We start from the raw sequence: 25,702 nt of genomic DNA, 5'->3' as shown, positions 1-25,702 counted from the left end.
TCTGGTTCCATTTGTGCAACATAATAGAAGCCCAGAAATGGATGGACGCAGGGTCCTGGGGGAGTAAGTGATAGTTTAGCCGGCCAGCGCGTTTGCTGATGGCAGAGGGTGCAGCCAGTATAGTTCATTACAGGGCCACCCTACCGGCTTATGAGTGTTTCCTTTGCCTATTTCGCTGCCGTGGCGGGCGTTGCAGCTTTGAAGTTTCTTTTCACCATGTTTTTGGCTAGTTTTTCAGGTGGAACTTGCCTCGTCGAGCGCGTTTCCACAGTCAAACATTTCTGCTTTGTTGGTTGTAGGCAGTTCGGTAGGTACGATATTTTTATAGCCGATGAAAGCCGCATGAAACCTATTTATTCGTATGACACCGCTTCCGCCAGAAATAAAGAAACCGCCTTCGGGCGGTTTTTTATTGCCTGGCGGAAGCGAGCAGGGCGCCTTCGCGCCCTGCGTGTGAGATTCGAAGGGCTGGGCCTACCGGCCCAGCCCGCCCCGAATCCTCCACCTGCTGCCGCTGCGCGGCAGCTCCGCGCGCCGCAGGCGCGCGTTCGTGGTTCTAATTAGGTTTTCGGCTGAGCAAGCTTTCACAGCACCCGACGCATCAGTCCGTGTCCGAATGGCGGACCTGACCCTCGCGTCCTCGCGTCGCAAGAAGTGTTCTCGTATCTTTTTTTGCTAGGATTCATCCATATTTCAGGTAGATGATGGCATTGAATGACATCTTTTGATGTATCATTTAGTCTTCGACCTTGAAAAAAAGCATAGAACGCATATCATATGAGTAGCGAGGATATCCCTAACAGTATTCGTTTCGATCTGGCTCGTTTGTGTCGGGCTACTAAGCAACGCAGTTCGGAATTCTCGCGTGCGAAACCTACTCATTGGAGTCCGGGTAGCGTAGTGGATCCAGATGATGAAAATGGACGGTGTTTTACGCCCTTCAGAGCTTGGGAGTATGTGGCAGAGTGCCTTGAGGCAAATCATCCTGTGGAAGTAATTATTTTAGATATACCCCCTGGTAAGAAGGGTTACGTGTTGATTGTAAAGCAACCAAATGGAGAAAATTTGTACATTAAGCTTCAACTGTGTCCTCCTGGAGTTTTTGGTCGAAGTTTTCATTACAGCACATGTGCTAAGTGAAATTGGCTTTGATAAATTAGAAGGGATGTGGAATGAATGAAATTGGGAAAAAAATCGAGGATGGAATTACTTGTTGCCCAATGTGTGAGGCTCATGATGTAGTGACTCAAAGAGAACTTGAAAAATTTGAGTATGGTCGTGGGAAGGATTTAGCTGTACTAAATATATATATACCTGTTAGCAGTTGTAGAAATTGTGGATTTGAATTTGTGGGTGAGAAGGCAGACGAGATACGATATGATGCAATATGTAATCATCTGAGATTGCTTACCCCGGGGCGAATTCAAGAAATGAGAGTGCGGTTGAGTGGTTCGCAGAAGTTGTTTGCTGAGTTGACTCATTTGGGACAGGCCAGTATTCAGCGCTGGGAGAATAGGCAAGTTCTTCAAAGTGAAAGTAATGATTTATATCTTAGGCTGTTAGAGTTTCCAGAGAATGTAGAAAGGTTGCAGCGTTGGAATAGAGGGGGCGGAATGGATGATGTGAAAATTTCTAAAGAAAATAAGTTCAATGGCTTAGGTTTGGATGCGAATGCTATAAATAATCTTGCGCCGGCAAGTCAAACGTTTTTTCTTAGAAGAGCTGGGTGAAAAATGTATGTAGTGACGTTTTATTCGTTTAAGGGGGGCGTTGGGAGAACTATGTCTCTCGTTAACGTGGCTGCTGAGTTGGCGAAGCAGGGGCGGCGTATCTTAATGGTCGACTTTGATTTGGAAGCGCCAGGTCTATCCGACTTTGAGCTCATTGCTCCTATTGCTAAAACTCCTGGATTAGTCGAGTTCATCACTGACTATATTTCAAGCGATAATGTTCCTGATGTATCTAATTACGTTTATAAGTCATCGAAATATCAAGAGACAGAAGATCGCTTATGGGTAATGCCTGCTGGTTGTCAAAATGGTGATTATCAAGCACTTTTTTCATCAATTAATTGGCAAGATTTATATGAGTCTCATAACGGCTATCTTTTGATGGAGGATTTGCGTGCACAGTGGGATTCATTTTTGAAGCCAGATTATGTTTTTATCGATTCTAGAACTGGATATACTGATATCGCAGGAATATGTACTCGCCAGCTTCCTGATGCTGTTTGTTTGCTTTTTACTCCTAATAAGCAAAATTTAACGGGCTTGACAAAAATTACATCTGAGATTAAAGCCCAAAAAGGTATGCCAGGTTTGCGACAGCCTAAGCTTCACTTCATAGCTTCTAATATTCCAAGCTTAGAAGATGATGAGGACGTTCTAAAAAAAGCGCTGGGAAATTTTAGTAGGCAGCTTGAGTACGTGAGGCCTTCTGCCATTATACATCATTATAATTCATTTGCATTGATTAATGAGGCGGTATTCACTATCGAATATCCAAAAAATCCTTTGTCAGGTGAATATAAATTGTTGGCAGATGAAATTACTAGTGGGAATTTTCAAGATCGTGCCACCGCGATAGAATTTTTGCGATCAGTTGTTAAGATGTCATTCGATCATTCTAACGAACTTTCTGTTAAGGAAGTAGATCAAAGATTGACTCAGTTCGAAAGTGATTTTTCTAATGATGCCGAAGTTTTATTCTTTATGTCTAGAGCGCGGCGGGCATTAGGTAGTTTGGATGAAAGCGAAATTCTTCTTGATGCAGCCATTCAAAATGGCTTCCGTACCTCACGAGCATTTCTTGATCGTGCAATTATTCGTTTTAATCAAAGTGTAGATAGGGATAATGATGCTATCTGGTCGGATTTAAAGAATATATTAGATATGAGGGATGGTGTTCTCCCAAGTGAGCTTCTTTGGACGTTGAAGCTGGCGAGTCGTCTTGGGTATAGTTCTACGCCAGAGGTTTTGTCTGCGCCTGCTATATTATCTCTTAAAAGTGATGAATTGATTTATTTGGCAGGAAAATTGCATGATAGTAAGTTAAGTGCAGCATTAACTGTTGAGTTGCTTTCGAAAGCAATCTCTGAGGGGAAAATTGAGAAAAGCTCTTGGAATGATTCTTGTAACGCCCTTGCAATTGCGCTGATTGCAATTGGTAAATTAGATTTGGCAGCTGATTTTATTTCAAAAACAACAATGTTTGATACTGATGTCGTAGAGGTAAGTTCGACATTTAATTATGCTATGGCAAAGTATTGGAGTCGTGATCCAATTGCAGAACGGTATTTTAAAAGTGTTGTTCATGCGTTAAGTTTTGAAACCGCTTCTAATAGTTCAAATTACCTTCAGTGTTTGTCGTTTTCATATTATGCAGTAGGCGATACGGAGCAGGCTTTTAAGCTAATTGAAATGGCTTCGGAAAAAGTTGCTGAGGAGTCTGGTCCATCTTTTAGTTGCTGGAGATATTTGGAGGTGAGTCCAAGTAGATTTAAGGATGATCTATTAGAGATGAAGAAGTTGTATCAGGGGGAGGAAATTCTTCCAATTTTCTGTCGTTCTATTTCATCAATTTTGTTATGAGCGTTATGATGGTAAGGACGTATGCCTCTTTTTCTTGATCTTGATTGAATGAGGATATGAGGTGGTTCCTCCATCGTACGCGGCTGCTGCCTTTGCCACCCGTGTGAAGGAAGTTACACTTTGCCAATATCAATGCCGATTGAATTTTTTGCTTTAAGCATTCAATTTTTATACGACAAATGTGGCAATGAATTATGAACAGTAAAACTTATGGTAGAAGCTCAAGCTGAGCGAGAGTTTCTAAGTGACGGTTTAAAAACTTCATAGCAACTTTCGGGTCAAAGCATCTTTGATGTTTTGGAGCGATTGATGATGTGGACGCAAGAGAATCGAAACCGGCATCAGCAGGTGAGGACGGGACTCAAACGTGGCTATCCCACGGATGTGAAAGATGAAGAGTGGCGCTTGATCGCACCGCTGCTGCCAAAGCAAGCGAAGACGGGAAGGCCTCGCAAGACGGATTTGCGCACGGTGATCAATGCGTTGCGTTACATGGTGCGGTCTGGATGCGAGTGGCGCATGCTGCCGAATGATTTCCCTCCGTATCAGACGGTCTATTACTGGTTTCGGCGGCTGATGCGGCGCATGCTGTTTCGTACCATCCATGACTTGGCGCTGATGCTTGATCGCTTGTGCAATGAGCGGGAGGTGCTGCCGAGTGCCGGTGTTGTCGATAGCCAGAGCGTGAAAGCGCCCCGCGCGCGAACGCGAGGTTATGACGCCAACAAGAAACTCAGCGGGCGCAAACGCCATATCGCGGTCGACACGGATGGTCGCTTGCTGGCGATGCACCTGACGCCAGCCGACATTGCCGACTCCACTGGCGCGCAGATGGTGCTCGATGGCTTGATCAAACGCTGGCCGTGGGTGAAGCATCTGTTTGGAGATGCGGCATACGACCGCAGACAGTTGATGGACAAGGCCGCGTTTCTCGACTTTACTGTGGAAGTCGTGCGGCGTTTGCAGGGGCAGCAAGGTTTCGCTGTTCAGCCAAGGCGCTGGGTGGTCGAGCGAACGTTCGCATGGCTGATGCGTTACCGGCGCCTGGTGCGCGACTACGAACAGCGCATTGACGTGTCGGAAAACATGGTCTACCTTGCCATGGGATCGCTGCTGCTGCATCGACTAAATTTTCCGCTATGTTATTAAACCGTCTCTGAGCTATATTCTAGCCCTTATATTGGTAATTTAAGTTCGTCTGGGCAACTTTTCGCGTCCCAAGGGTTTTGTTGCACAAATAAACTCAGAGGCTGCCGTCTCTATCTATAGAGGATTTTATTGTTATTGCAAACTTGGTATTTCTTTGTAATTTATCTTGCCGGCAATACCTTTTGGCCAATACGTCGATAGACTTTTTCGGTGATGACTTTTTCACTATGCTCCAGCAAGGAGGTGGCGGCGCTCAGGTCGGCAATGTCGCTGGCGGGGCGCGCCCGAATATCGCGGAACTGGAAGGCCTTGTGCGACTAGCCTGCTCCTCGTCGCCAGCCTTTAGCGCCAGTTCCGCTGCAGCTTTTCGGGCGCCATCGAAACGCAGGCGCAAAAGCAACTTCTTGACCTGGTAGCCGTTTGGCAGCGCGACGATGAAGGTAGTGCGCGGCCGGTGCGGACGCGCGTGGATGCGTTCGATGACCTTCGCCAGTTCGGATTTGACGCCGTCATGTTCAAGCACGCTACCTCTGTCAAAATAGTTGTCGCCTCCAGCAATTGGAGTTCTAATCTGCTATGGGGCGATGGATTTGACGATGACAAAATACACAAACGAGAAGAAAGTGCACGCGCTCAGCCAAATGGGCGCGCCACATAACAAGCCTGTGGCCGAAGCGGTGACACAGCACAGTTGCCGCCAAATAACATGCAAATTTTTAAATGTTGATTTGATGAAAGTTTTTCTTAGTTCAGCACAGGCGGCGGATACCATTTGAGCCGCCTGTACTGACTCACTCATTCTCACTATCGGAGACGCTGGAAATGTGGATTGCATTCGCGCCATCGTCGCCGGTGAGATACAGGCGCAGAGCATAGAGCAGATCGGGGGTAAGGTCCCATTCAGGTTTCTGGAGCCGGATCTGCACCCGCGAGAAAAGGGGAAAATTCGACTTCGCGACAATCTCCGTCACCCGTTCGACCTGCTTGGCCAGTTCTCTGGTGATTTTCTGGTGCGGCTGAAGGAGTGTCCTGATTTCGGGGTCGGACGAGTTGCGCGTGCGCAGCAGGCCGAGCAGGAGTTCGAGCGGCTCTGTCGTTGCGCGAATCCAGTTGGGGATGGACCACCTGTCGTTCGCTGGGGGGCACAGTCTAATTGAGCCCAGCAGTACCTGCAGCCTACTCAAAACAGATTTCAATTCGTGGTTGCTGAACCTTTCAATGAAGTGCTGCTCGCGCCAGACGGCATAGGCGAACACGCGAAGTACGTCGCTCGCCGGGTTTGCCACGAGCCTCGACAGCAGATCCCTTTGCCATTGCTCCGAAACATCCCCAAGCGCGAAGCCAACTGCCTGCTTGTGACGAATACCTTCATTGCCGACCTGCCCATTGATCCATTCGACGCATTCCACCGCGGCGTCCCTGTGCATGCACGACAAGAGAAACCGGATTGTATTCCGTACCGTCTCAGGAAGCTTTTCTTCCTTTAATAATGCTACGAGAAAGGCGATATTCTGCTTCATTGCAGCGGCGAAGTCTCCGGGACATTCGGGGTCGCCAATCGAGCGTCCGTCGCGCCAGACTTGAACGATCGGAAAGTAAAGACGCTTGCGGATACCGTCCGCTATGCTTTTGCCCAAAGCGTCGTCGAAATCCTTTAGGCGCACCGTCTCCGTGTATTCTGGAGCGGCCACTTTCGAGCCCGCATATTTTCCTTCGCGCTCCTGAAGTTCGAATGAAATGCTCTGCCCTGGTGTGTAGGCGGTGTAGTCGGATCCATCAACAAGGCTCCTCTGGTGAATGAATACCGCTTCCGACGTGGCGTCACATGTGGCGAAGGTATAGCGGGCGCCCTTCTTGTCAGTACGCCAGTCCCGACTTACAACGCCAATGGTTCTGGGCTTGGGCCGGATAACAATATCCCCGTCCAGGCGGAATATCGCCTTCTGCACCCATTCCAGCAGGTCTGAGGTGTCATCGCTGTTGGGTTTGGGCACGCGCTGCAAATCTGCCCAGCTCATCCGCGCCGGGTATTCCGGTGCTGGGGTATCGGTGATGATACTTTGTTCCGCACGCCTCCATATGGCGCGGATTGGCGGAAATGACTGGCATAGCGGAATGAAGACGAGCTTGTACGGATCGTCCGCACCATATTCGAAAGTAAGGTGGAGCCTGCATACTACGCTTTCACTTAGCGGGAATGCGGATGAGTCAAGGCTGGCCGAAAAGCCAAGATCGTCGGCGCTCTCGCCCAGAAACAGCGGAAATCGATAGGACGGCCTGCCGGCCGGGAGCGTGAAGTCCTCTTCGACCTTGATCGTAACCGGCGTGCCGCGGATCGGTTTGACGGTCATGCCGCGCGAAACGAGATGAAAGCGCTGGGGGCGGCCATCCTTCATGACCTTGATCGACAGCTCAGGAACTTGGTCGCGCCAGAGCGGAATACGACCGGCGCGCTGCTGCAGTTCATGAAGGCGGGTACCGCCGGAAACAGGACTTCCGGTCAAGTTGATGGCAAACGAGAATTGCCCGATGTGGGGATTGGCTTTGAGGGACGAGGCGTCGATGAACTCCGGTCTTGCCGGCCGAACCGCGTCGTGCCACTGTTCTTTGCCGTCGACCGTCGGGATGTCGTAGGCATGCGCCTTGGCCTCGTCCGTGGCTGCGCTTGAGAGGATGACCGGTGGATGCCGCTCCCAGTAAAAGCCATTTGTCTCGGGGACCTGTTTTTTCAGTTCCCGGTCGAATCTGGCGAGGAGTTTCGTGGCGCACGTGACGCCTCCGATGGCATCGAGGACCACGATCGCGGAGCCATCCCTGATCTTGGCATAGTCGACCCTTTCGAACACCGTGGCCACGCTGCGCGGGAGCGGCTCCGCATCCGGGAAGCGGGCGTTCAGGTTGCGCCGGATGACCTCAAGCGAGAAGTCGTTGAGGAAGTCGGGAACAAGCCAGATGAACGTGTCGTGCCCGAAAACGCCGCGCAATCGGGAGGCGAATGCGCGAGCGGCGCCATCGAACTGCTCGGACGCATTGTCCTTGGCGAAGAACAGGTCCGATGAGGACACTGCGCTCGCTTCCGGATGAAGATAGGCGGCATCGGAATCGAAGAGTTCAATTTCCAACACTTCATTGTCCCGCTTCCAGCGCTGCCACAGAAGGGTAGTGCGGAGCGGCTGTCCCGTTTTGCCGAGGGCCGTGGCGTAATACGGGCGCAGGAGGGTGAGATCAATGCAGACCGGCTCCGGGATCTCCTCAACCCGAGGCTGCCGTGACATGCTTTGCTTTGTCTCCCTGAACAGGGGCGGGTGCGAAGACCACGGCACTATCTCGAACTTCTCGTAATCGAACAGCAAAGGAATCTCCGCGAAGAGAGACTTGCCGCCCGCCCACATCTGCGCGCACTGCTTCCAGAGACGCATCATCTTGTGGCGCAGTTCGCGTTGCGAAAGATCGCGCGCTACGTCGTCATCGAGCGATTGCAGCCAGCTCCATGCATCCCAGACGCGTCGGTAATCGCGATGGGACAGCAGTGTGTTGTTAGGGGGGAGATTGTCCCACCGGGCAATACCATGGGCATCGCCGGATACAAGCCACGATTGTATTTTGGGGAGAAGTTCGTCTTCGTGACCCAGGTAGTCCCTACGTAGTTCAAGCAGTTCCGCAATGCGAATGACGAACGCTTTCAGGAGGCGGTTCTCGGGCAGGTCGACGGATTGAAACCGACGAACCGCCTGCATATACGGATTGCCGGCCAGTTTTTCGCGTATGTTGCGTCCCGGGCGATTGCTGAGCTTGATGAAGCTCGTGGCATCCAGTTCGCGCACCGCGTGAATAGGCAGTAATGCCTGCTCCCGACGGGGACTCTCGTTAAGTGCGCGAAAGAGTCGCTCCAGTGAAGCTCGACTGTGTTCAGCGATACGCCACAGGCGGTCGCGAACCGGGTTGTCGGGACCTGGTGGCGCGTACCTGGCGATCTTTGCCAGTACCGATGACAGCGGCTGGGGCATCGCATCCCCTGTTTTCGGGTCAAACTCGGCGACATGGCAAAACCAGTCCGATTGATCGAGCACTGTGCGGGCCAGCGCGCGAGCCTCCGGGAGGCCGCGATAGTCGGTGTAGAGTTGGGTCAGCGTGACGTTCGCTGCTGCAGAATCAGGCATTGTTGGCGACAATTCGTCCGGTCCTTTCGTTTTCTTCCAGTTGCCTGCGCAGTTCGCTCCGCTTCTCCGAGGGCTTCGCGTTCCATGCGCGGCGGCGCTTCTCCTGGTCAGGCTCGGCCTTCTGGAATAGTGACGGCGGCTCTTCGTGATGACCGGCATGACCGTTCACGGAGGCTTCGGCGGTTGGGGCGCCGACTTCCGTGGCGGCATCGTTCAGGTAATTGGCCGATTGCCACATGAACTGGCCGTAGCCCAGTTCGCAGGCAAGGTCGAAATCTTCGGACAGGTTGAAGCTGTTTCCGCCGATACCAGCCACGATCTGCCCCCTGATCCTGTCGAGGCATTCGGTCTTGCTCTTGCCGCGCGTGTCGATGCCCCGCAGTTTCGGCATGACCTTCTGGACCAGCTGATCCTCGAAGGCCGTGTGCATTGCCCTGGCGCGTTGGACCGGGTTCTCGGCCGAGCGGACATCCGGGTAATTCGCCATGTAATATTCCACGGATTGCCACACACGGTGACCAAGCGCCCGTCCGGAAACAGCGAGCGCCGCATTCATCTTCTCGATGAACGTCTTGAATGGCGTGATTTCCTCTTCCGTGAAGTCGCTGCCCTGGGCCAGCCATCCCTGCCATGCCTTCTTGTGCAATGCAGCGCCACGATTCCTGTCGTCGAGTGGCTTCAGGTTCAGGCGACGCTTGAGTTCGGTCGGGCGCGGGAAATTGATGATGATCGAGCGATCAATGACTTTGTCGGAAAGCGACTTGGTCGTCTCATCCTGGTTCATGGTTCCGGCCCATAGGACATTGCGGCCAAGCTGGAGCTTGTAGGGTGCCATCCCGGCACCGATCTTGACGGGCAGGAACGGCACATCGTCGCCTTTCCTGCCGCGCCGCAGTTCGAGCTTGCTCAGGAATTCGGCGAAGTAAAGCTCGGGGTGCGCGAGGTTCATCTCGTCGAGAAGGATGAGGCAGACTGCGTCGGCCAGGCCCGGATAGTCATCGCTCCACGGCTTCTGGCTTTGCGCCAGAAAGCGCAGCACCGCCTGGGCGTCGAACTTGTTGTCGATGGAATTGAAGAAGCCCAGCAGGGATTCCTGCGAATCCCAGTTTGGCTGGACGGAAAGTGGCTCAAAGTAAATGCCACCGAAGTGAGAGTAGAGACGGGGTAGTTCGGATTTTCCGGTGCCGGAGACGCCGGCGAGAACGGTCAGTGGTGACCATTCGGCTGTTTTCAGCGACGTGTGGAAGGCTTTCAGTATACGGGTGTTGAAGTGCAATCCGTAGGCATCGCAGGCATTGCTGATCCCTGTGAGCCATGTCATTTCGTCGACAGCGGTTTTAGCGGGGGGAACGACCTTGTCCGCGCTGAAATGCGGAATCTCTATTTCCTTGTGACGCGCCTCGACTTCTGCGGGGCGTTCGTAAGCGGCGCGCAAGCGGTTGAGTTCAGCTTGTGCTTCGTTCGCTGCACCTTCGAAGATGGAAGCCCTTTGCGCCAGCGACTTGCTCTCCGCGTTGAGTTCGGAGTTCTTGCGGCGCAGGTCGCCCACTTCCGCAATCGCGACGTCGTTGCCGGCGAGTTGGCGATCAAGGTCATCTGCGCGTGCCTTTTGTTTCCTTGCTTCCAATTCGAGCACGTGGTTGCGCTCGCGCATCTCTTCGGTCGGACGGGTGGCAAGTTCTTCACGAAGGCGCTTGAGTTCATCGGTATGGCTGTTCAGATCGCGCAGGATCTCGGCCGGGTCTTTCCCCCCGAGTTGCCGCTTCAGTTGCTCGAAGGCCCCCACAAGACCGGACTGCACAGCAAGGCTTTCGCGCAGGCGGCTGTTTTCCTCGGTGAGTGACTGTCGTTGTGACGCCAGTGACATCCGCGCCTGCTCCAGACGGGAGTCGAGTTCTTCATCGAGCTTGTCGCTGCGCCTCTGCCATTGTTGCTCCAGCCTTTGTTCCTTGCGCTCCAGGAGTCGCTCGGCTTGTTCAAGCTCAGCCGATCGTTCCTGGATTTCGCCCTGCAGGGCGGACAGGGCACCCTTTTGCTTTCCCTGCTCCGCGTATTCCGCATCGAGCAGCTTGCGCGCGTCATCCTGCGCTTTCGTCCATGCGTCTCGCTCCCTGGTGATGCCGGCACGGATGCGATCGCGCTCGCTGCTTTCAGCGCTGGAAATGTCTTCCAGGCGTTTGGCGCGCAGGCCAGTGATTTCCTCCTCGAGGGCGGAAAGCTTCTGCTCCCGGTTCTGCGCAATGGCTCTGTCGGCATCTGCGCGCTTGTCGCGCAACTCGGCCTGCAAGGCGGCGCGCTCGTCGGCGAAGTCCGCGTCGCGCGCCTGTTCGGCAGCGACAACGGCTTGCTCACGGCGGGCCAGTTCGGCCTTTTTTTCTTCGAGTACCTGATGGTGGGTGACAATTGCCTGCTCGCGTACGCTCATGGCAAGTTCATGCTTGGCGAGATCGTCTTCCCGGCGTTTCAGGGCGGCCTCGCGTTCCCCCAAGTCATGGGCAATAAGCTTCAATTCCTCTTGTAACGTACCAGATTGTTCCATTGCCTATACCTCAATGAGTGTTTTGATTGTTTTGTAGGATGCTTTGCGAAGCTCAGCTGTGGCCGCTTTCGACAGCGGCAGTGGCTCGTTGCCATGTCCGCGTTTGGCAATTATGTTCGCCACATCGTTCACGAACGACGGCTGCGCGTCGGCGAGCGAATGCAGGCTGTCGTCATCGGACATGAGCAGAAATGCGAGAACACATGCGCCGAGCGACTGTCCGCTACCCTGCAGGGTCTGACGGACGGCCAAAGCCCTGACGGTGCGCAGGCTGTCCGGGAGTTCACTGCAGAGCTTGGCGGAAGTGGCCTTCCTGCCAGCCGATTCGATGAGCAGGTCATCGTCCGTATCGGGCGGCAGCCTGCCCGCCAGCGACATCTCGAACGCCGACTGGAGCGCGGCGTAGAGTTCGCGAACGAAGCCGATTCCATCGTCACCGTCTTTGCACGACAGGAAGAAGCGTTCCGCATGCACCAGACGTTCTTTCAGGTTCGTCCCCATGCGATTGAACGTCTTGAACTCGAATTCGCTCTGGATGCTGGTGCGGGCATCCAGAAGTGCATCGGAGCGAGAATTCCTGTCCGCTTCGATAACCGGCATGCCGGAAAACACCATGTCGGGCAGGAGTGCATGGATCATGTCACGCATGAACGGGGCATCGGGCAATTCTTTGTCCGGAGCATCGGCGCCGCCTTTTCCATGGCTTTTTTCGTCGCGCTTTCTCTTGATGCCAAAAAGACGAATGATGAATTCCGGATGCGAAGACGCGATACGGTGCAGTGGATGCGAATCGTCGCCTTGTGCCTGGAGAACGGCGATCGAAAGGACCGTAGCCAACTCCGCCTTCCCGTCTTCGAAATCCCTGAGCTTTCCTTCTCTGACCGGCTTGAACCCGAATGGGGGCAATGTCAGGCCGATTTGTGTCGCGGCGTCGGCGAGCAGGGCAGGGTGCTCTGCCTGGGCCGTAAACTTGAGCGTGGCGACGGGTTTCTCGAATGGACGACGGCTGCTGGCGTAAAACAATGCCCACTCGCTGGACGCGTAAATTTGGGCAATGGAGTGAAACGATGCGCTTCGTTGCAGGTGCAGGTTGTCGAGGAGCTTCGGATAGCGTTGCCGGTTGGCCTTGTTGTCGAACGCCTCCTTCATTCTTGCGTCGGATTCCCCGTTGCGAGGATTGCTCAGCGAATGTTTCCACTTCCGCAGCCACTGAGCAAGTTTTTCATCCTGTTCAAGCAGGCGCTCCAGCGCCCCTTCGAGAAACAGGGAAAATCCGTTACCAAAAGGATCTGCGATGCGAAACTCGCCGTCGCTTTTCTGGATGGCGATGGGGCAGTCGAGATAATGCAGTTCAGGTTGTTGAACGATCCTGATCTGCTGGACCGGCGGAATCCTGTCATCTTTGCCAAACGCTGCGGATCGCCTCTGCGCTGCCCGCAGGACCTTGATGACGTCTCGCTGGGTGAGGGGGGGGCGCTTGTGCTCGTCATCCATACGGATAGACCAGAATTGATCCTCTTCACGCTCCTTTTTCTGTAGCGGATTGGTGTCGTCCAGCCAGTGCACGAACGGCAGGTGCTTCCCGGTGACGAGTTCACGAAACACGAGCGCAGTGACGAACAGCGGCGCTTTCGCATGTTGACTGCCCTCGTAATCGCGCTCCTGTTCGATCACGGCATTGGATCCGTCGATCAATTCCTTGTCCTGCAAACGCAGGAGGATGCTGCGTACGAGATCCAGCGGAATGCGGGTTTCATCCGCCAGTTCGTGATCCTTGACCGCGCCAAGTACATCGAGGAGTTTTAAGATCACACGCTCGAACGGATTCAAGTCCTCGCCATCACCGGAGCGCCTCGGCAGGGTCACGCGATAGGCGCTGACTGGCCATGCAAGATTGCGCGGCCTGCCGATGGTCTCGCCAAAGGGGTTCGGTTTGCCATAGTCCAGGAGCTTCAGCATTGCAGCACCACGCCCTGTTCACGGCAGAGTTTGTGGAAATCGACCAGCCCCGGAACAAACTCCGCGGCAAGCCGGCCTTGCAGCAAGTCCAGATCGCCCACAACGACCAGCAACTTTTTTTGGCGGCTCATGGAGACATTCAGGCGGTTGTACAGGCAGAGGTGGCCAAAAAGCGTTCGCGCCTGTGCCTCCCGATCGTCATTGTCCGGTTTAGGGTTGTGCGGCAAGGTCCTGACCATCGACAAAAAGACGACGTCGAACTCCATTCCCTGGAACGAGTCCACCGTGCCGACGCGAAGCCGCTTGTCATCGTGCCGGAGCATGCCGAGTTGTTTTTTTATGAGCTCGGCCTGTGCCTTGTAGAACGAGATCACGCCGAACGAAAGCGACGTGCCCGCATTCGAGTTCATCCATGCTTGCAACTGGCGGACGATGACTGTGGCCTCGGCCGGGCGCGTCCAGCTCGTTCCGCTGCGTTGGTGCTTGCCTTTCCTGGCAGGCACGTTCAGCCAGACCGCCGGTCTGCCGTTCGTATCGGGCAGGTCATGGACAAAATCACTGTCGGGCCGCCCGGAACCGAATCGCTCCACCGGGTCGAAACGTTCGTAGAAATTGCGGCTGATGAAGTCGCCCAGCAGCGGGTGCATTCTGTATTGCTTGTCGAGCGTGACACGGCGAAGGACGCCATCCTTCTCTTCGAGGGTTTTCAAACGTTCAGAAAAAAGATACTGGAACATGGATTTTTTGAGCCACTCAGACTCCTGCTGGCCGGTTTCGCCCGCCTCCATCTGGCGGGCTACCTCGTCGTCGATGATGTGGGGTAGTTGTCGGTGGTCGCCGACCAGGATGATGCGTTTGCCTTGCGCCATCGGGACCATCAGATCGCGGGGCGACACGCGGGCGGCCTCATCGACGATGACGTATTCATACTCGATCGATTTCTGGCTCTGGCTGACGCCGCCTCCAGTGATGCCTTTCTGGATCTGCATCCGCTTGTTCACACTTTGCTGGCAGGTGGCGGCAAACGCAAAACTGTACTCGGACACTGCATCAATCATCCCGTAAGCGTTGCTTTCGAGCTCGGCCAGGAACTCGGCCAGGGCGGCGGATTTCCTGTCCCTTACCGAATGTCCGGCGGCCTGGATTCGCTTGGTTGCAATTTCCGCCAACGCAAGGATTTCATCGTTTTGCTTCTCCACACGGAACAGAGGCGGGGCGGTAAAGCGGGCAAGCAGCGTATTCTTGAGGGTCGCGAGCTTATCCAGGAAAGTCGGAAGACCGTCTTCGCTGCGCCACATGCTGGCTTTTTCCAGCAAGTCGAGATCGCTCGCGTCGAGTACGCCGCGCAGCTCTTCCAGTGCGTCGTCAGCCCTCTCCGGTCCATCGTCCGCGAAGCTTCCCGGATGAATTCGCAGGCGACGCACGGTGTTGAGCCACTCGCTGGCATCTCCGTTGAGCTTTTCTTCGTTCGAAAGTTTTTTTGCAAGATTTGCGGCTTGTCGCGCAGCACCCTCGCCAAGAATGGCGATGCCGAGCTCTGCAATCTTGCCGGCCAGACGCGCCGCCAGCGCTTGCGTCGGCGCCTGGATGTATTGCAGGCACAGATTCTTGATGTCCGCTTCCTGCTCGATGTCCGCGATCCGCGGATTGCGCTGGCGAAGTTCGGCAGCGAGTTTTTCGCACCATTCGTCCATCCTCGCTTCGAAGAGGCTGGCGTTATCTTCCTCTGCGTTGGAACGCTTCCCGAATTTCGGAACCGGAATGCCGTTGAGCGTGAGCCGTTCGATCATGTTTTCAACGGCATCGTGTTGAAAGCCGGTCAATAGCACCTGGCCCCTGATGTTTGCGCCGCGCCTGTCCGACAGCTCGTTGAGCCGTTCTAGAATCGCTGCGATGACAGTGGTTTTGCCGGTGCCGGGCGGTCCCTGAACCAGCGCGATGTCAGGAGTGTTCAGTGCCGTCTCGATGGCTTTCTCCTGCATGGCGGTCGGTGGATTGCGAAACACCTTGTTGCGAACGAATGCGGTCAAGGGGGCAACCTTGTGCGAAGCACGGATCGGCGTGATTTGCCCCCGTTCTTCGATCAGGAGCCCGAGCTGAGGATTGGCCGCACGGCCTTCGACGATCGCACTGCGGGCGGCCATCCGCCGCTTGATCTGGGCAATCTCACCGGCAAGCGAGAGGATCAGCATGCCGGTTTGCTTCGGCAGGGTTTCCGCCTTGAGGGTGAGTGTCATCGACTCCCTGTCGAAATCGGCGACGCCGAAATTGGTCTTTTCCTCGCGCTGCACACTCTTTCGGGCCGAGGTGCCACTTTCCTCCGCTTGTTTCATTCGGATCGCAAAGTCGACAAAGCGCAGCGATTCATTGCTCAGGTAGTCCGGTAGCTCGTCGATAATCTCGATTTCCGGCACGCGTCCGTCCGCCAATGCGTCCAGGGCGGAATCGGCGGCCCCGGATATGCAAACGGAAACCGTGCCGTTGCGCTGCTGCACCATATCGGAAAACTTCAGCGACCCGACTTCACGTGCTTGTCTGAGCAGCAGTTCACCTTCCAGATCGCCAAACTCGTCCCACTTCTTCAGATAACTCCCGTTGTCCTGGGTGAGCGCGGTCATTTGCGCCCTGGCCAGGGTCTGGATCTGTCCCGCCTGGGTCCAGTCAACGAAGCGGAGGGTTCCCCTGGCCAGGCGCAGGGCGCGGTCGGATCCTTTCCTGGCCTTGGTCAGGCGGGTCGTGAGGAAAATGGATGTGTTGTTTGGCTGGGAGGTTGCGGTGGCGACAAAGCGGATGCCGTCGCCGGTGACGCAGAAGGAGTTCTTGCGGTTCGGCGTCGCCTTCTGCGCACGGGCTGCATCGCCAGGAACCGGGTTCGGCTCGTCCGCATTTTCCATGTCGTCGGACCCGGTCGCATCGTTATCGTCGTCCGATGCCGTTTCGGAGCCTTCCGGCTGCAAGGCTTCGTCGATCGCCGGGCCGGCAGTCAGGAAAAAATAGGCGCTGTCGCCGTGGCGCAGGCAGCAGCGCTTGTCGAGCATGCCGTAAAGGCGCTCGCCCTTGAATTCGCTTTTTCGATGCCACAGCCTGGCGACCGCGTCCTCCACATACTCGTCCACGCCGATATCAATGCCGCCCATTTCGAGACACTCGCCCGTGAAGAAGGCGATGCGCAGGTCCGTGCTGCCGTCGGCCGCGGGATTGTCAAGTTGCGCGAGCAGTGCCCGACCGCTTGCGAGCTCGGCATTGAGACGGCGGACGTCGTTGTCGGCGACAGGCCGCACGGACACCAGGGCATCCCTGAGGCGGATGTCGAATTGATCCGGACGGGATGGATCTGCTTCCACCGAAAGGACAGGTTGCTCGCGCAGGGCGACCGCATTGCCAGTCGGCTTGACGCGCAGAGTGAGGATGTCGGCCGGGATATCCTGGAATTTCATTGTCCCGCTCCTACGAACTCGACAGTCAGATTGTCAGGAAATGGCCTCGTGCCCCGCACCGGCGTGATGGTCTTGGTCGAGAAATTCAGGACTGCCTCATATTCGGTATTGTCGTTGTGCTCGAACGAAAACGGGTGGAACAGACGGTGCGGAAGCGCCGCTTCGGTGGCGTCGGCGGGAATCGAGATTTCCCAGCGCGGGGTTCTGGCACGGATGAAAGCTGGACGCGGCGCGCGGCAGTAAGGACAGTTCTCGTGCTGGTGCGCTAAATAGCTCATTTTGCATGCCGTGCATTCCAGCGATTGGTCGAATGCCCTGGCCAGCTCCAGTGCCCAGAACGCCATTGCCGGACGACGGTGCGGGTGATGTCTTCCCGCGTTGAAGGTTTCCTGGAACAGGCGACGCAGTCCCGCCGTGGCGACCAGGTCGCGAGGGAGGCCGCCAATGCTCTCGTTCGAATCGTCGTCCTCGTCATCCACGAACGGCAGGTAACCGGCATAGGCCCGCTCATCCAAGTCGGCAGGCGCACCGTCCTCTGCCGGTTTGTCATCCCATCCGCCTTCGTCGTCCTCGGGTTCCAGCACTTTCTTGCCGATGAAGGGGTGGCACAGCGCCAGCATCTTGAACGCCATGACCGCGAACGCCCAGCAATCTGTCCGCGGACGCGAGTCGCCGGTGCCACGCACGACTTCGGGGGCGCCATAACCCGGCGTGTAGACAGCACTGCCCGCGCTCGACTGTTCAAAGCGCATGTTGTCCGCGTCGATCAGCCAGACATCGCGGGAAGCTCCCTCGCCCAGGAACGCATTGTTGGTCGAGATGTCGCCATAGACCAGTCCCGCACTGTGGAGACGGGCGAGGATAGCGGCGCACTTCGCGAGCGCGAACAGGCGGCGGCGCGTCGAGCCCGTACCGGCATAATGCAGGAGGCGCAATGCCATGTCTCTGTCCTGAATCCTTGCCAGCCATTCGGGGAGGGCGACGTTCCCGTCCTCCTGCGCCTTCTTTGCCCTGCCGTCCAGATCGAAGGCATTGAACGGTTTCATCCCGTTCAACAGGCGCATCACGTAGCCGGGTTGGTCGCGCAGGATGGCCAGAGGCAGTGAGACTGGAACACGGGCAGGCATCGGCAGCAGGCGAATGTGCCGGAAACGGTCGCGCATATTGGCGCGCCTGTCGGGTTGCCCGGATGGGTCGAGCGGTTGCTTGATTGCCAGATCTGCATCCCTGGTGCGGAACACGACGCCCTGACCACCCCTGGCAAGTTCGTCAGCGATCTGGTGGACATTGCCATATTCGTCGGCAAGCGGCGCCTGGGTTCGGTGCTTGTCGAACTCACTCATACGTGGCCTCCTCGCGGTACAGACAGGCGATGGTCTTGTCGTCGGTGTGCCTCGGCGTTGGCCAGTTTCCGAGCATGTAGCGCATGTGGCGGCTGGCACTTGCGGCAGCGAGGGGACGACAGGCATCGACAAGACCGCTGACGAACCCGTCGGGATTGTCCAGGTCGTCCGACACACCGTCGGTGCAGAGCAGGACCGCGGTGCATTCCGCGACCGGCAGCGATACATAGCGCCAGTCTTGTGGAGAAACGCTCGGAGAAAGCGCCATTGTGATGTTCGAAAAGCCCTGCGACTTGTCCTCCACGAGCGACAGTACGGAGCCATCCGACCGGATCGCGGCAGCAAGGCCATCGCCGAGCATGCCCATGTGAAGCCGGTCCCGGAGCCGGAATGCGAACAGGCAGGTGGCCGCGCAATCGCTGGGTGCGAGCGGGGCGACACTCGACAGCCAAAGGCTTCGGATGTGCCCGAGCAGCACGTGGGGCGCCGAGTCGGGATCGTCGCGCCATGCGCAAGCGGCCTGCTTCACCGCGAAGCAGGCCGCGTCGCTCCCCACATTCGAGAAGGGCTTCGAACCGACGCCATCGGAAACGACGATGCCATCGCCCCAGACACGGTGAAACGATGCCCACGCATCCTGGTTGGGTACGCCCGTGGCCATATGGCCGGGGCCGCGCACGCTGGCGCCATAACTCTTCCAGAGGCTCATGCCGGGCCGCCTTCCCGCCAGTCATCGAGCGCGGCAAACAAGTCTTCGGTGCTGAATACATCCGCGCCTTTGAGCTGGGGGCTGGCATCCGGGCCGGTCCTGACGATGCGCAGCGTGTCGGGCGGGAGGCGATCTTTCCATTGCTTGAATATCCGCGCCTCGTCACGTGACCAGAACCCGTCGGACAGAAGAAGGATTCTGCCGCCCGGGTTGTCCCCGAACATCTGGACCAGGGCATTCCAGTTCGAAGCGCCCTTGCAGGCCAGCAGTTGCGCAGGGTATTCCTGTTGGACATTCCAGTCGGACAGCAGCGTTGCTTGCGATGCCCAGGCGCACAATTTGATCTGTGCGAGCCCGTATCCGAGCCGCGCCCACTGCGCGATGGTCATCACCGCAGTCCTCACGATGAACGGCCTGCCGTCGTCGCCCATGCTGCCGGAGATATCGCACACCAGATAGAGCGTCATGGGGCTTCCCGGATTGATCTGGCGCGTGCCGCGATGCCGTCCATCAGGGCATCGAGCTGTTCCGAGAACCATTTTCCACTGCAAAGCGATAATCTTGCATCCTTGATCTTCTTCCGCACTGCCTCGGTGGCGGGCGGGAAGCACGAAGCAAGGATGCCTCGACCTTCCACCCCGCCATAGAATCGGACGAGGTTCTGCAATTTCATCACCTGCTCCTGTGTCACATCGCCTGCCTTGCACTCCACGATGTAGAGCGAATAGCCATCGGTGAACACGACATCGAGTTCGTTGTACAGGGCGCTGTCCGGACGCAGCGCCCCGGGGGCGTTTTCACGATCGAGCTGTAACTTGACGTTGATTCTCAGATCCTTGATGATGCCCTTGTCTTCGTAGGGCTTGAACTGCGAATACACGTATTCCTCGAACCAGCCGCCCGACAGATATTTCGCAAAATCGGGCCAGTTTTGGAAATGCATGTCCAACCCGCCACCTCTTGCTGTGGCAGAGGCATCCTTGCCAAGCGAAAAATAGAAATGCTCATTTTCGAAGACGAACGGTTTACATCCATCGTTAAACTCGCGCAACTTCCTGTAGCAGCGCGCGATCTTCGTATGATTTCTCCACAACATGTCGGTCAGGCGACGGCGATCTGCCGGCATCTCGGTTGGCAAACCCTTTTCCGATACCTTCAATCCGTTCCCGTTCAGGATCAGGAAGTCTTCGATTGAATCGATCGGCCTGATAACTTCCTGGAAATGACTGTCGACAAAGGTCACGCGATGATTGCGGCTGTCAAAATAGAACGGGACAGCGCCAAGCGCCCGGGCGGCCGAGAGGGCGCCGGTGAACATCATTTTTGTTCCGCCAGTGAGGTTGATGCCGATACGCGTATTCGCCGGCAGCGGCTTGGCATGATGGATGATCTTATCGTGGACGGATCTGGCATCCCAGGGCGAGACGGCAAGCTCCTCGAACGGATTGCCGTCGAGGAACGATTCCACGCACGATGCGGGATATTCCTTCGAATTGACGAAGACATGTTTTTTTGACGCGAATTGCCGAATTCCGAGCAGGGACGGCATGCGCTGCTCGCCGAACAGGTGGAATGTCACGTCGAACCCGTCGACGACGCTGCCTGAGCCTGTCTGGCTTGCGTCATGCCGATCAAGCCATTCGGCAGGCAAAGAAATGACCTCGGGGGGCTTGCCGACGACCGGCGAGACGATGAGCCGTTTTTTCAGGTCCGGATGCCGCAGTGCCGCCAGTGCCCAGACAAAGGCCATGACCGGCGTGCCCGGGCTCAGGTAGAGCGTGACGAGCTTCTCACCATCTGCCTTGGCAGCGAAGTCCAGTGCGTCCATGGCACAGGCGTAGATTCCCTCCGTATCATTGAGTTCGCGCAGCTTTTCGCTCTTGAAACAGACTTTCGTATTCGTCCCCGCAGCATGCACGCGCTCTTCCAGCCAGCGGGCGAAATGCGCGTGCGCGGCGGGGGTGTTGGCGAATCTGGAAACGAATTCGCCAGTCACCTTCCAGTCCCTGTGCTGGCCCGCGTCATGGACCGCTGCCAGCGCTGCCTCGAAGGCCGCCTGGGCATCCGTCCCGCCGGACGTGTCGTCCATCCGCGTGTAGCACAGCACGACGACATCAGAATACTCCTCGGCCACCAGTGCCCCGGCGATAGGACCGTCCGTGTTTTCAAACCCCAGCGATGCGCGGAAGTCGGTGATGCCATACCAGGTGAGCAGGAACTTCTTCATTGAGGGTTCTTTCGAATATAGGGTCTGAACCATGCGATCTCGTTGGTCATCCTGTTGACAAAAACGGCGCGGTTGGGCTTTTCGATACCCTTGAACTTGCCGATGCCACCACTGACAAGCGATCCTGCGTCGTCTTCGTTCATGCAATAGGCTGCCCGCAGCTCGAAGAATGCCAGGAGGTCCTTGCAGGCACTGGCACAGCGCTGCCATCGGTCCACGAACACGAACACGAATGTGCCTTTGCGCGGACCTTCTTCCGCGAGGCGCTTCAGCAGGTCCGCCGCAGACGGTGGTTCACCAGGCTTGGCGGGCCTGAACGACGGCGCCGGATGCAGCGCCTTCTCGGCATCGAGACCATCGATGATGAGCGCGACACGGCGGGTACCGATGCCGTCCGCTATCGCTTGCAGTGGTAGCGCGGCAATGTCGTCGTACGCCTTGAAACGCGCGCCCAGCGCCGCGGCGGCGGCAGGCACGCCACCGCCGGGAACAACGCCTCGCCCGTTGAAATACACGACCTCGTCGAAGTCGCCGGCGAACCTGATGCTTGAGAGCGTGGCGGCCAGCAGCCCGTCGTGAATCTGGTCGTCGTAACCACTGAACAGGACGTTGAATGCGGCGCGCCGGGCGAGCGGGATGATCAGCGCGTCGGCCTCGAATGTCAGGCGCTCGCCCAGGGCAATCGCGTTTGGCGCGCACAGCGCTGACAATGCTTCGGGGGATGGCAGTTCCGGCAAGTACGCTCCGCTGAATATCCGTGTCTTGGCGCGCGCGCCAGGCGAAGCTGCATATGCCGCGAGCCTGCCCACATGCTCGCGGCACATTGCACCTTCCGCCAAAGGAATCAGGAACTTCACATTGCCCGATTTCGCACCGTTGGCATTGTTGATGATGCCCTCGGGCGGGCTGCGAAGCTCGGCTGCCGCCCAGTTATTTCCTCCCAGGATCATCGCCGAATCTTCCTGGCCGCAGGCCAGCGCGATGCGACTTCCCAGCTGGGTGATGAGACTGCTTATCGATTGGGCATTGATGCCCTTCAGTGTCTGCGTTGCCAGCAGAATGTGGATGCCGAAGGAGCGGCCCTGCTTCAGGAGTTGCGAGAGAAGTTGCTCAGCCGCCTCTGCAACCTGGCGCTTTTCCGAAAACAGGACCTGGAACTCGTCAATGACGAGAAGGATACGCGGCAGCCGCGCAAGGCCGGTAAGGCGGTATTCGGCAAAATCGCGCACGCCCGTGTTCTTGAACATGCGCGCGCGCCCTTCGAGCTCTTCCACGAGATGACGCAACACCGTCACGCCGTATTCCGGGTCGCTTTCCGTGGCCACCAGACGGGCGTGCGGCAAGGGCGGAGCGGCATAAATATTGAATTCCGTCGATTCCTTGTAGTCCAGCAGATAAAGGTCAAGTTCTGCGGGATCGTATTTTTCGCACAGCGTATGAATCAACACATGCAGCAGGTTGGATTTTCCGGAGCCGGTTTTCCCAGCAAGTAATGCGTGGTGCTCGGACGCGGTCGCACCCAGGATCAGTGACACGGGCTCCCCTGCGGGTGTCCAGCCGATAGGAATATCGAAACCACCGCCGGTACTGGCGCCCTTGCTGAAAGGCGTCCAGAGGTCGGGCAGCGTCCTGCTGAAACGCGACTTGTCGGCGCAAGCCTGGGCAAGTGCGGAGAAAAATCCCTCCAACACCTCCTGATGGGGCCACTGCTCCGGTTGGTAGGCGAACGACAGCCCATCGCAACCGTCTGCCGCGTCCGCCGTGCCCGCCAGCAGCGCGTCGAAGTCCATGGCCGAGGCGTCCAGCGTGGCGCGCAGTTTCGCGTAGCGCCCGTCCTCCATGCGCTCTGCATCAAGCGTGATGATGGGCAGGACACCACAACGCGGACCATTCTCGCAAAGCCGTTCCAGGAACCACAGGCTCTTGTCCGAGAGTTGCTCCGGGACATCGGACAGCAGCACGACCTTGTAGGACAGGGCACTGGAGGGATGCGTGGCGTTGTATGCCGACCAAGTGGCCGCCTTGTCGTTGAGCCGATGCTGAATCAGCTCCTCGACCTCGTCCGTCAGTGTGCCGAGGGCGGCTTCGATCTCGTCCGAGCGAGTCAGCACACGTTGTTGCGGCACTAATTGCGTCACTTTCAGCAGCGACAGGAAGGGCCTGAGCGATTGTCCCAGTTGCAGCGGGTCGACGAGCGTCAGTTCCAGTTGTCCCGGCGGCAAAGCCGATAGCAGGCGAAGAAGGAGGGCATGCGCAAGGCGCTGGTGCGCCGCGTTGTCTTCCGACAGAGCGATGGGCCGGGCAAGCGGAAATGGCACGGTGCATGGCACCAGGCAGGAAAGCTTTTCGAAAAAAAATTGATGCGAGCCGAGCGCGATGTGTGCGGGAATGCGCGAAGCCATCGGCGGGTGATCGCGTCGGAAATCGATTAAAGAGGGCTGAGTCCGAAGAAGCTCGGCGCTCGAACGCGCATTCGCAGCAGCGACCTTTTCCCATTCTTTGGCAAACACCGATTGCCAGTTCAATATTCTTTTCGCGCGGCCGCTATCGGCCTGCTGCGTGTCGTCCGCGAGTCCATGCGCGCCGCGACGGGAGTGATCAATCCGAACGTAGACGGCCTCGTATTCCCGTGTGATGCGCAGGAGACCTTCGCGATAATCCGCGATCGCCTTGTTCATCCGGGAGATCGTCTCTTTGTAATGGTAGTGAACGCCGCTCATCTGTCCCACCCGTGATCGTGACCCTGAATGCCGCGTGCATCCGCCAGGCTTGTGTCAATGCTGAGCACTTGCCGCTGAAACTCTGTATTGAAAATGCGTAGCGAGTCGATTTCTTTCAGAATTGGGTCAAGCACCTCGGTGGCCAGGGATGCGCCAAACGCATCGGGCACACCGTCGCGGAAGTGTTCCGAGCACAGTGTTGCCATTCCCAAAACATCGTCAAACATCGATCTCGTCCTCACCAATCTCTCCATCGATCGGCAGTTCAAGAACCTGGTCGCTGGCGCTGATGGTCGGGAAGAGGGAAGCGCACACCTCGCCCGGCAACAGATAGCTCGATTCGAACGCAGGGTTCCCGCGCCTGACGTCGTTCATGAACGCGCGCCAGTCCTCTTCCGACAAGTCGATCGATCGGCAAGCGGCCGTCAGCTCCAGAAGACGCGCGGTTGCCTCATCCGTCCGGTCCAGGTCGCCGGCATCGACTGCGCGGCGCAGAATGCCGACCTCAACTCGGACCTGCTCGGCAATGCTAGGACTGACGATGGTCATGCGTAACATCATGGCTGCCCCTCTCTCTGTTCCTGAATGAATGCCAGGCAAGATTGGTCTATTTCATTTTTCGTTGGCAGCATTCCCACCATTGGCGAACCCGCTTCCCGTAATGCATCGCGCAGTTCCTTCTCCTTTTCAGGAGGGAGGTCGTGGATGTCCCGCGAGCAGAGCGTGCATTGCGCATCTGCCTGCTTGTGCCCTTCGGCCTGGAAGACCATGTGATCCTTCTGTGAATAGAGGTAGGCCGCCTTGCCACATTTCACCTCGAATGCCATCGAGCCGCCCACCGGCGCAGCCATGCCTGCGCCACGTCCCAGCACGATCGGTGCCCGCAGGCCGGTCACCAGGAGATCCGTCTTCGTGTAGCGGCCGTTGTCGCCAACGAAGGTTCGGCCCTGCGTTTCGATCCGCCCGCCCAGCGGGGCAAGTGCGTGCCGCGCGATCTGCTCGCCGAACTCGCCGCTCAGGTGGATGCGAGCACGGCGCGCAACGATGTTGCGTTCCGCATCGCCCTTGGCCGCGGCCCATTGGCCGCGATACTTGTCCACCTGGTTGCGATACGCGGGGTTGCGTTCGTACAGGTAATGCTGAAGCATGCGCCGATGCTCTGACGACAGGTTCATCCGGTCTCGCAGTATGTCTGGCGTGATCAGGGCACCCGGTCCTGCAGGATTCCACTTGAGCCAGGCATGGAATGCTGCCGCCGGTGCATCGGTCGCTAGATAGGCATCTAGGGCCTGTTGCGCGGCATGGATCCGCGCAGCGCCGATCTCGACAGCCTGATCGACCGCCGCGAGCCGCGCATTGCATTCCTGCCGCGCCTGCTCCGCAGCCTGCTCCGCCATTGATTGCGCCTGTTTTACGTGATCCGTGCGCTGTTCCATCGACTGGCGAAGTTGCGTCGCGAGCTCGAACTTTGCCTTTGCGTTCTCCAGAACGGATTCGGCCTGTGCGACAGCAGCTTCGGCTCTGGAGACCGAAGCGTACTCGCTGGAGCAGTCCGCGCCGGTACCATCCCCCGCATTTGTGTGAGCAAGACAGGTCGACAAGGAAGATTCTGTAGAACCGAGCGTGCGGTGACTTCGATCGCACGCATCCCAGGCGTCGTCAACAACCTGTCCGGCGGCCTGCTCCTGCTGGATAGCACTGTCAAGCATGCCCTCGCTGCGCTGGGTTTCTTCGCGAACCTCTTGGGATTTCTGTTCGGCTACACCAACCTGTTCGTGGCATGCGGTCGTTAGTACCTCGCGCACAGTATGCAGCCCGCGCAACAGGTCTTCCAGATTCTCTACTTGTCCGATTGAGACTTGTGCCATT

General features: G+C 56.8%; 18 protein-coding genes. 5 read left to right on the top strand and 13 right to left on the bottom strand.

Features of this window, described 5'->3' with window-relative positions:
- Positions 1-150 precede the first annotated feature (150 nt).
- The 4 genes from O0882_RS23475 to O0882_RS23460 all read left to right on the top strand — a co-directional run bounded on the left by O0882_RS23475 (position 151) and on the right by O0882_RS23460 (position 4,739).
- Positions 151-564, top strand: a complete 414-nt coding sequence (locus tag O0882_RS23475) for a hypothetical protein (RefSeq protein ID WP_289951977.1) — start codon at positions 151-153, stop codon at positions 562-564.
- Between the two features lie 608 nt (positions 565-1,172).
- Positions 1,173-1,730 carry a hypothetical protein gene (locus O0882_RS23470; protein WP_289951975.1) on the top strand — a complete coding sequence of 186 codons (558 nt, stop codon included), beginning with the start codon at positions 1,173-1,175 and terminating at the stop codon, positions 1,728-1,730.
- Positions 1,731-1,733: 3 nt separating this feature from the next.
- Entirely contained in the window at positions 1,734-3,590 is a 1,857-nt protein-coding gene (locus O0882_RS23465) for a ParA family protein (protein ID WP_289951972.1), read from the top strand.
- Between the two features lie 312 nt (positions 3,591-3,902).
- Entirely contained in the window at positions 3,903-4,739 is an 837-nt protein-coding gene (locus O0882_RS23460) for an IS5 family transposase (protein WP_289952247.1), read from the top strand.
- Positions 4,740-4,992: 253 nt separating this feature from the next.
- Here O0882_RS23460 and O0882_RS23455 read toward each other — a convergent pair whose 3' ends face one another.
- On the bottom strand, positions 4,993-5,262 hold the full coding sequence (locus tag O0882_RS23455; RefSeq protein ID WP_289951971.1) for a hypothetical protein: 270 nt from the start codon (positions 5,260-5,262) through the stop codon (positions 4,993-4,995).
- 73 nt (positions 5,263-5,335) lie between these two features.
- Here O0882_RS23455 and O0882_RS23450 point away from each other — a divergent pair, with 73 nt between their 5' ends.
- Complete coding sequence (locus O0882_RS23450; protein WP_289951970.1) at positions 5,336-5,515, top strand: hypothetical protein; 180 nt, start codon at positions 5,336-5,338, stop codon at positions 5,513-5,515.
- A 15-nt stretch (positions 5,516-5,530) separates the two neighbouring features.
- Here the strand turns inward: O0882_RS23450 and O0882_RS23445 are convergent, their stop codons facing one another.
- The 12 genes from O0882_RS23445 to O0882_RS23390 are packed head-to-tail and all read right to left on the bottom strand — an operon-like array spanning position 5,531 to position 25,701.
- A complete protein-coding gene (locus O0882_RS23445; RefSeq protein WP_289951969.1) occupies positions 5,531-8,899 on the bottom strand; it encodes a DNA-binding protein in 3,369 nt (1,122 codons plus the stop codon).
- Complete coding sequence (locus O0882_RS23440) at positions 8,892-11,438, bottom strand: chromosome partitioning protein ParA (RefSeq protein WP_289951968.1); 2,547 nt, start codon at positions 11,436-11,438, stop codon at positions 8,892-8,894. The genes O0882_RS23445 and O0882_RS23440 overlap by 8 nt, the downstream gene beginning before the upstream one ends.
- 3 nt (positions 11,439-11,441) lie before the next feature.
- Positions 11,442-13,397: a hypothetical protein gene (locus tag O0882_RS23435; protein ID WP_289951967.1), complete on the bottom strand. Its 1,956-nt coding sequence runs from the start codon at positions 13,395-13,397 to the stop codon at positions 11,442-11,444.
- Positions 13,391-16,834, bottom strand: coding sequence for an ATP-binding protein (locus O0882_RS23430; RefSeq protein ID WP_289951966.1), 3,444 nt, complete (start codon positions 16,832-16,834; stop codon positions 13,391-13,393). The genes O0882_RS23435 and O0882_RS23430 overlap by 7 nt, the downstream gene beginning before the upstream one ends.
- Entirely contained in the window at positions 16,831-18,177 is a 1,347-nt protein-coding gene (locus tag O0882_RS23425) for a serine/threonine protein kinase (RefSeq protein ID WP_289951965.1), read from the bottom strand. Before O0882_RS23425 ends, O0882_RS23430 begins: the two co-directional genes overlap by 4 nt.
- Entirely contained in the window at positions 18,170-18,886 is a 717-nt protein-coding gene (locus O0882_RS23420; protein WP_289951964.1) for a PP2C family serine/threonine-protein phosphatase, read from the bottom strand. The genes O0882_RS23425 and O0882_RS23420 overlap by 8 nt, the downstream gene beginning before the upstream one ends.
- Entirely contained in the window at positions 18,883-19,353 is a 471-nt protein-coding gene (locus O0882_RS23415) for a VWA domain-containing protein (RefSeq protein WP_289951963.1), read from the bottom strand. The genes O0882_RS23420 and O0882_RS23415 overlap by 4 nt, the downstream gene beginning before the upstream one ends.
- Positions 19,350-21,113 (bottom strand): DUF1887 family CARF protein, encoded by a 1,764-nt coding sequence (locus O0882_RS23410; protein ID WP_289951961.1) that lies wholly within the window; start codon positions 21,111-21,113, stop codon positions 19,350-19,352. The genes O0882_RS23415 and O0882_RS23410 overlap by 4 nt, the downstream gene beginning before the upstream one ends.
- Entirely contained in the window at positions 21,110-23,833 is a 2,724-nt protein-coding gene (locus O0882_RS23405; protein ID WP_289951960.1) for an FtsK/SpoIIIE domain-containing protein, read from the bottom strand. Before O0882_RS23405 ends, O0882_RS23410 begins: the two co-directional genes overlap by 4 nt.
- Positions 23,830-24,060: a hypothetical protein gene (locus O0882_RS23400; protein ID WP_289951959.1), complete on the bottom strand. Its 231-nt coding sequence runs from the start codon at positions 24,058-24,060 to the stop codon at positions 23,830-23,832. Before O0882_RS23400 ends, O0882_RS23405 begins: the two co-directional genes overlap by 4 nt.
- Positions 24,053-24,394: a hypothetical protein gene (locus O0882_RS23395; RefSeq protein ID WP_289951958.1), complete on the bottom strand. Its 342-nt coding sequence runs from the start codon at positions 24,392-24,394 to the stop codon at positions 24,053-24,055. The genes O0882_RS23400 and O0882_RS23395 overlap by 8 nt, the downstream gene beginning before the upstream one ends.
- Positions 24,391-25,701 (bottom strand): hypothetical protein, encoded by a 1,311-nt coding sequence (locus tag O0882_RS23390; RefSeq protein ID WP_289951957.1) that lies wholly within the window; start codon positions 25,699-25,701, stop codon positions 24,391-24,393. Before O0882_RS23390 ends, O0882_RS23395 begins: the two co-directional genes overlap by 4 nt.
- Position 25,702 lies beyond the last annotated feature (1 nt).

This window comes from Janthinobacterium sp. SUN073, from assembly GCF_030397665.1.
GTDB lineage: Bacteria > Pseudomonadota > Gammaproteobacteria > Burkholderiales > Burkholderiaceae_D > Janthinobacterium.
This window is presented reverse-complemented; position numbering and strand designations above follow the sequence as displayed.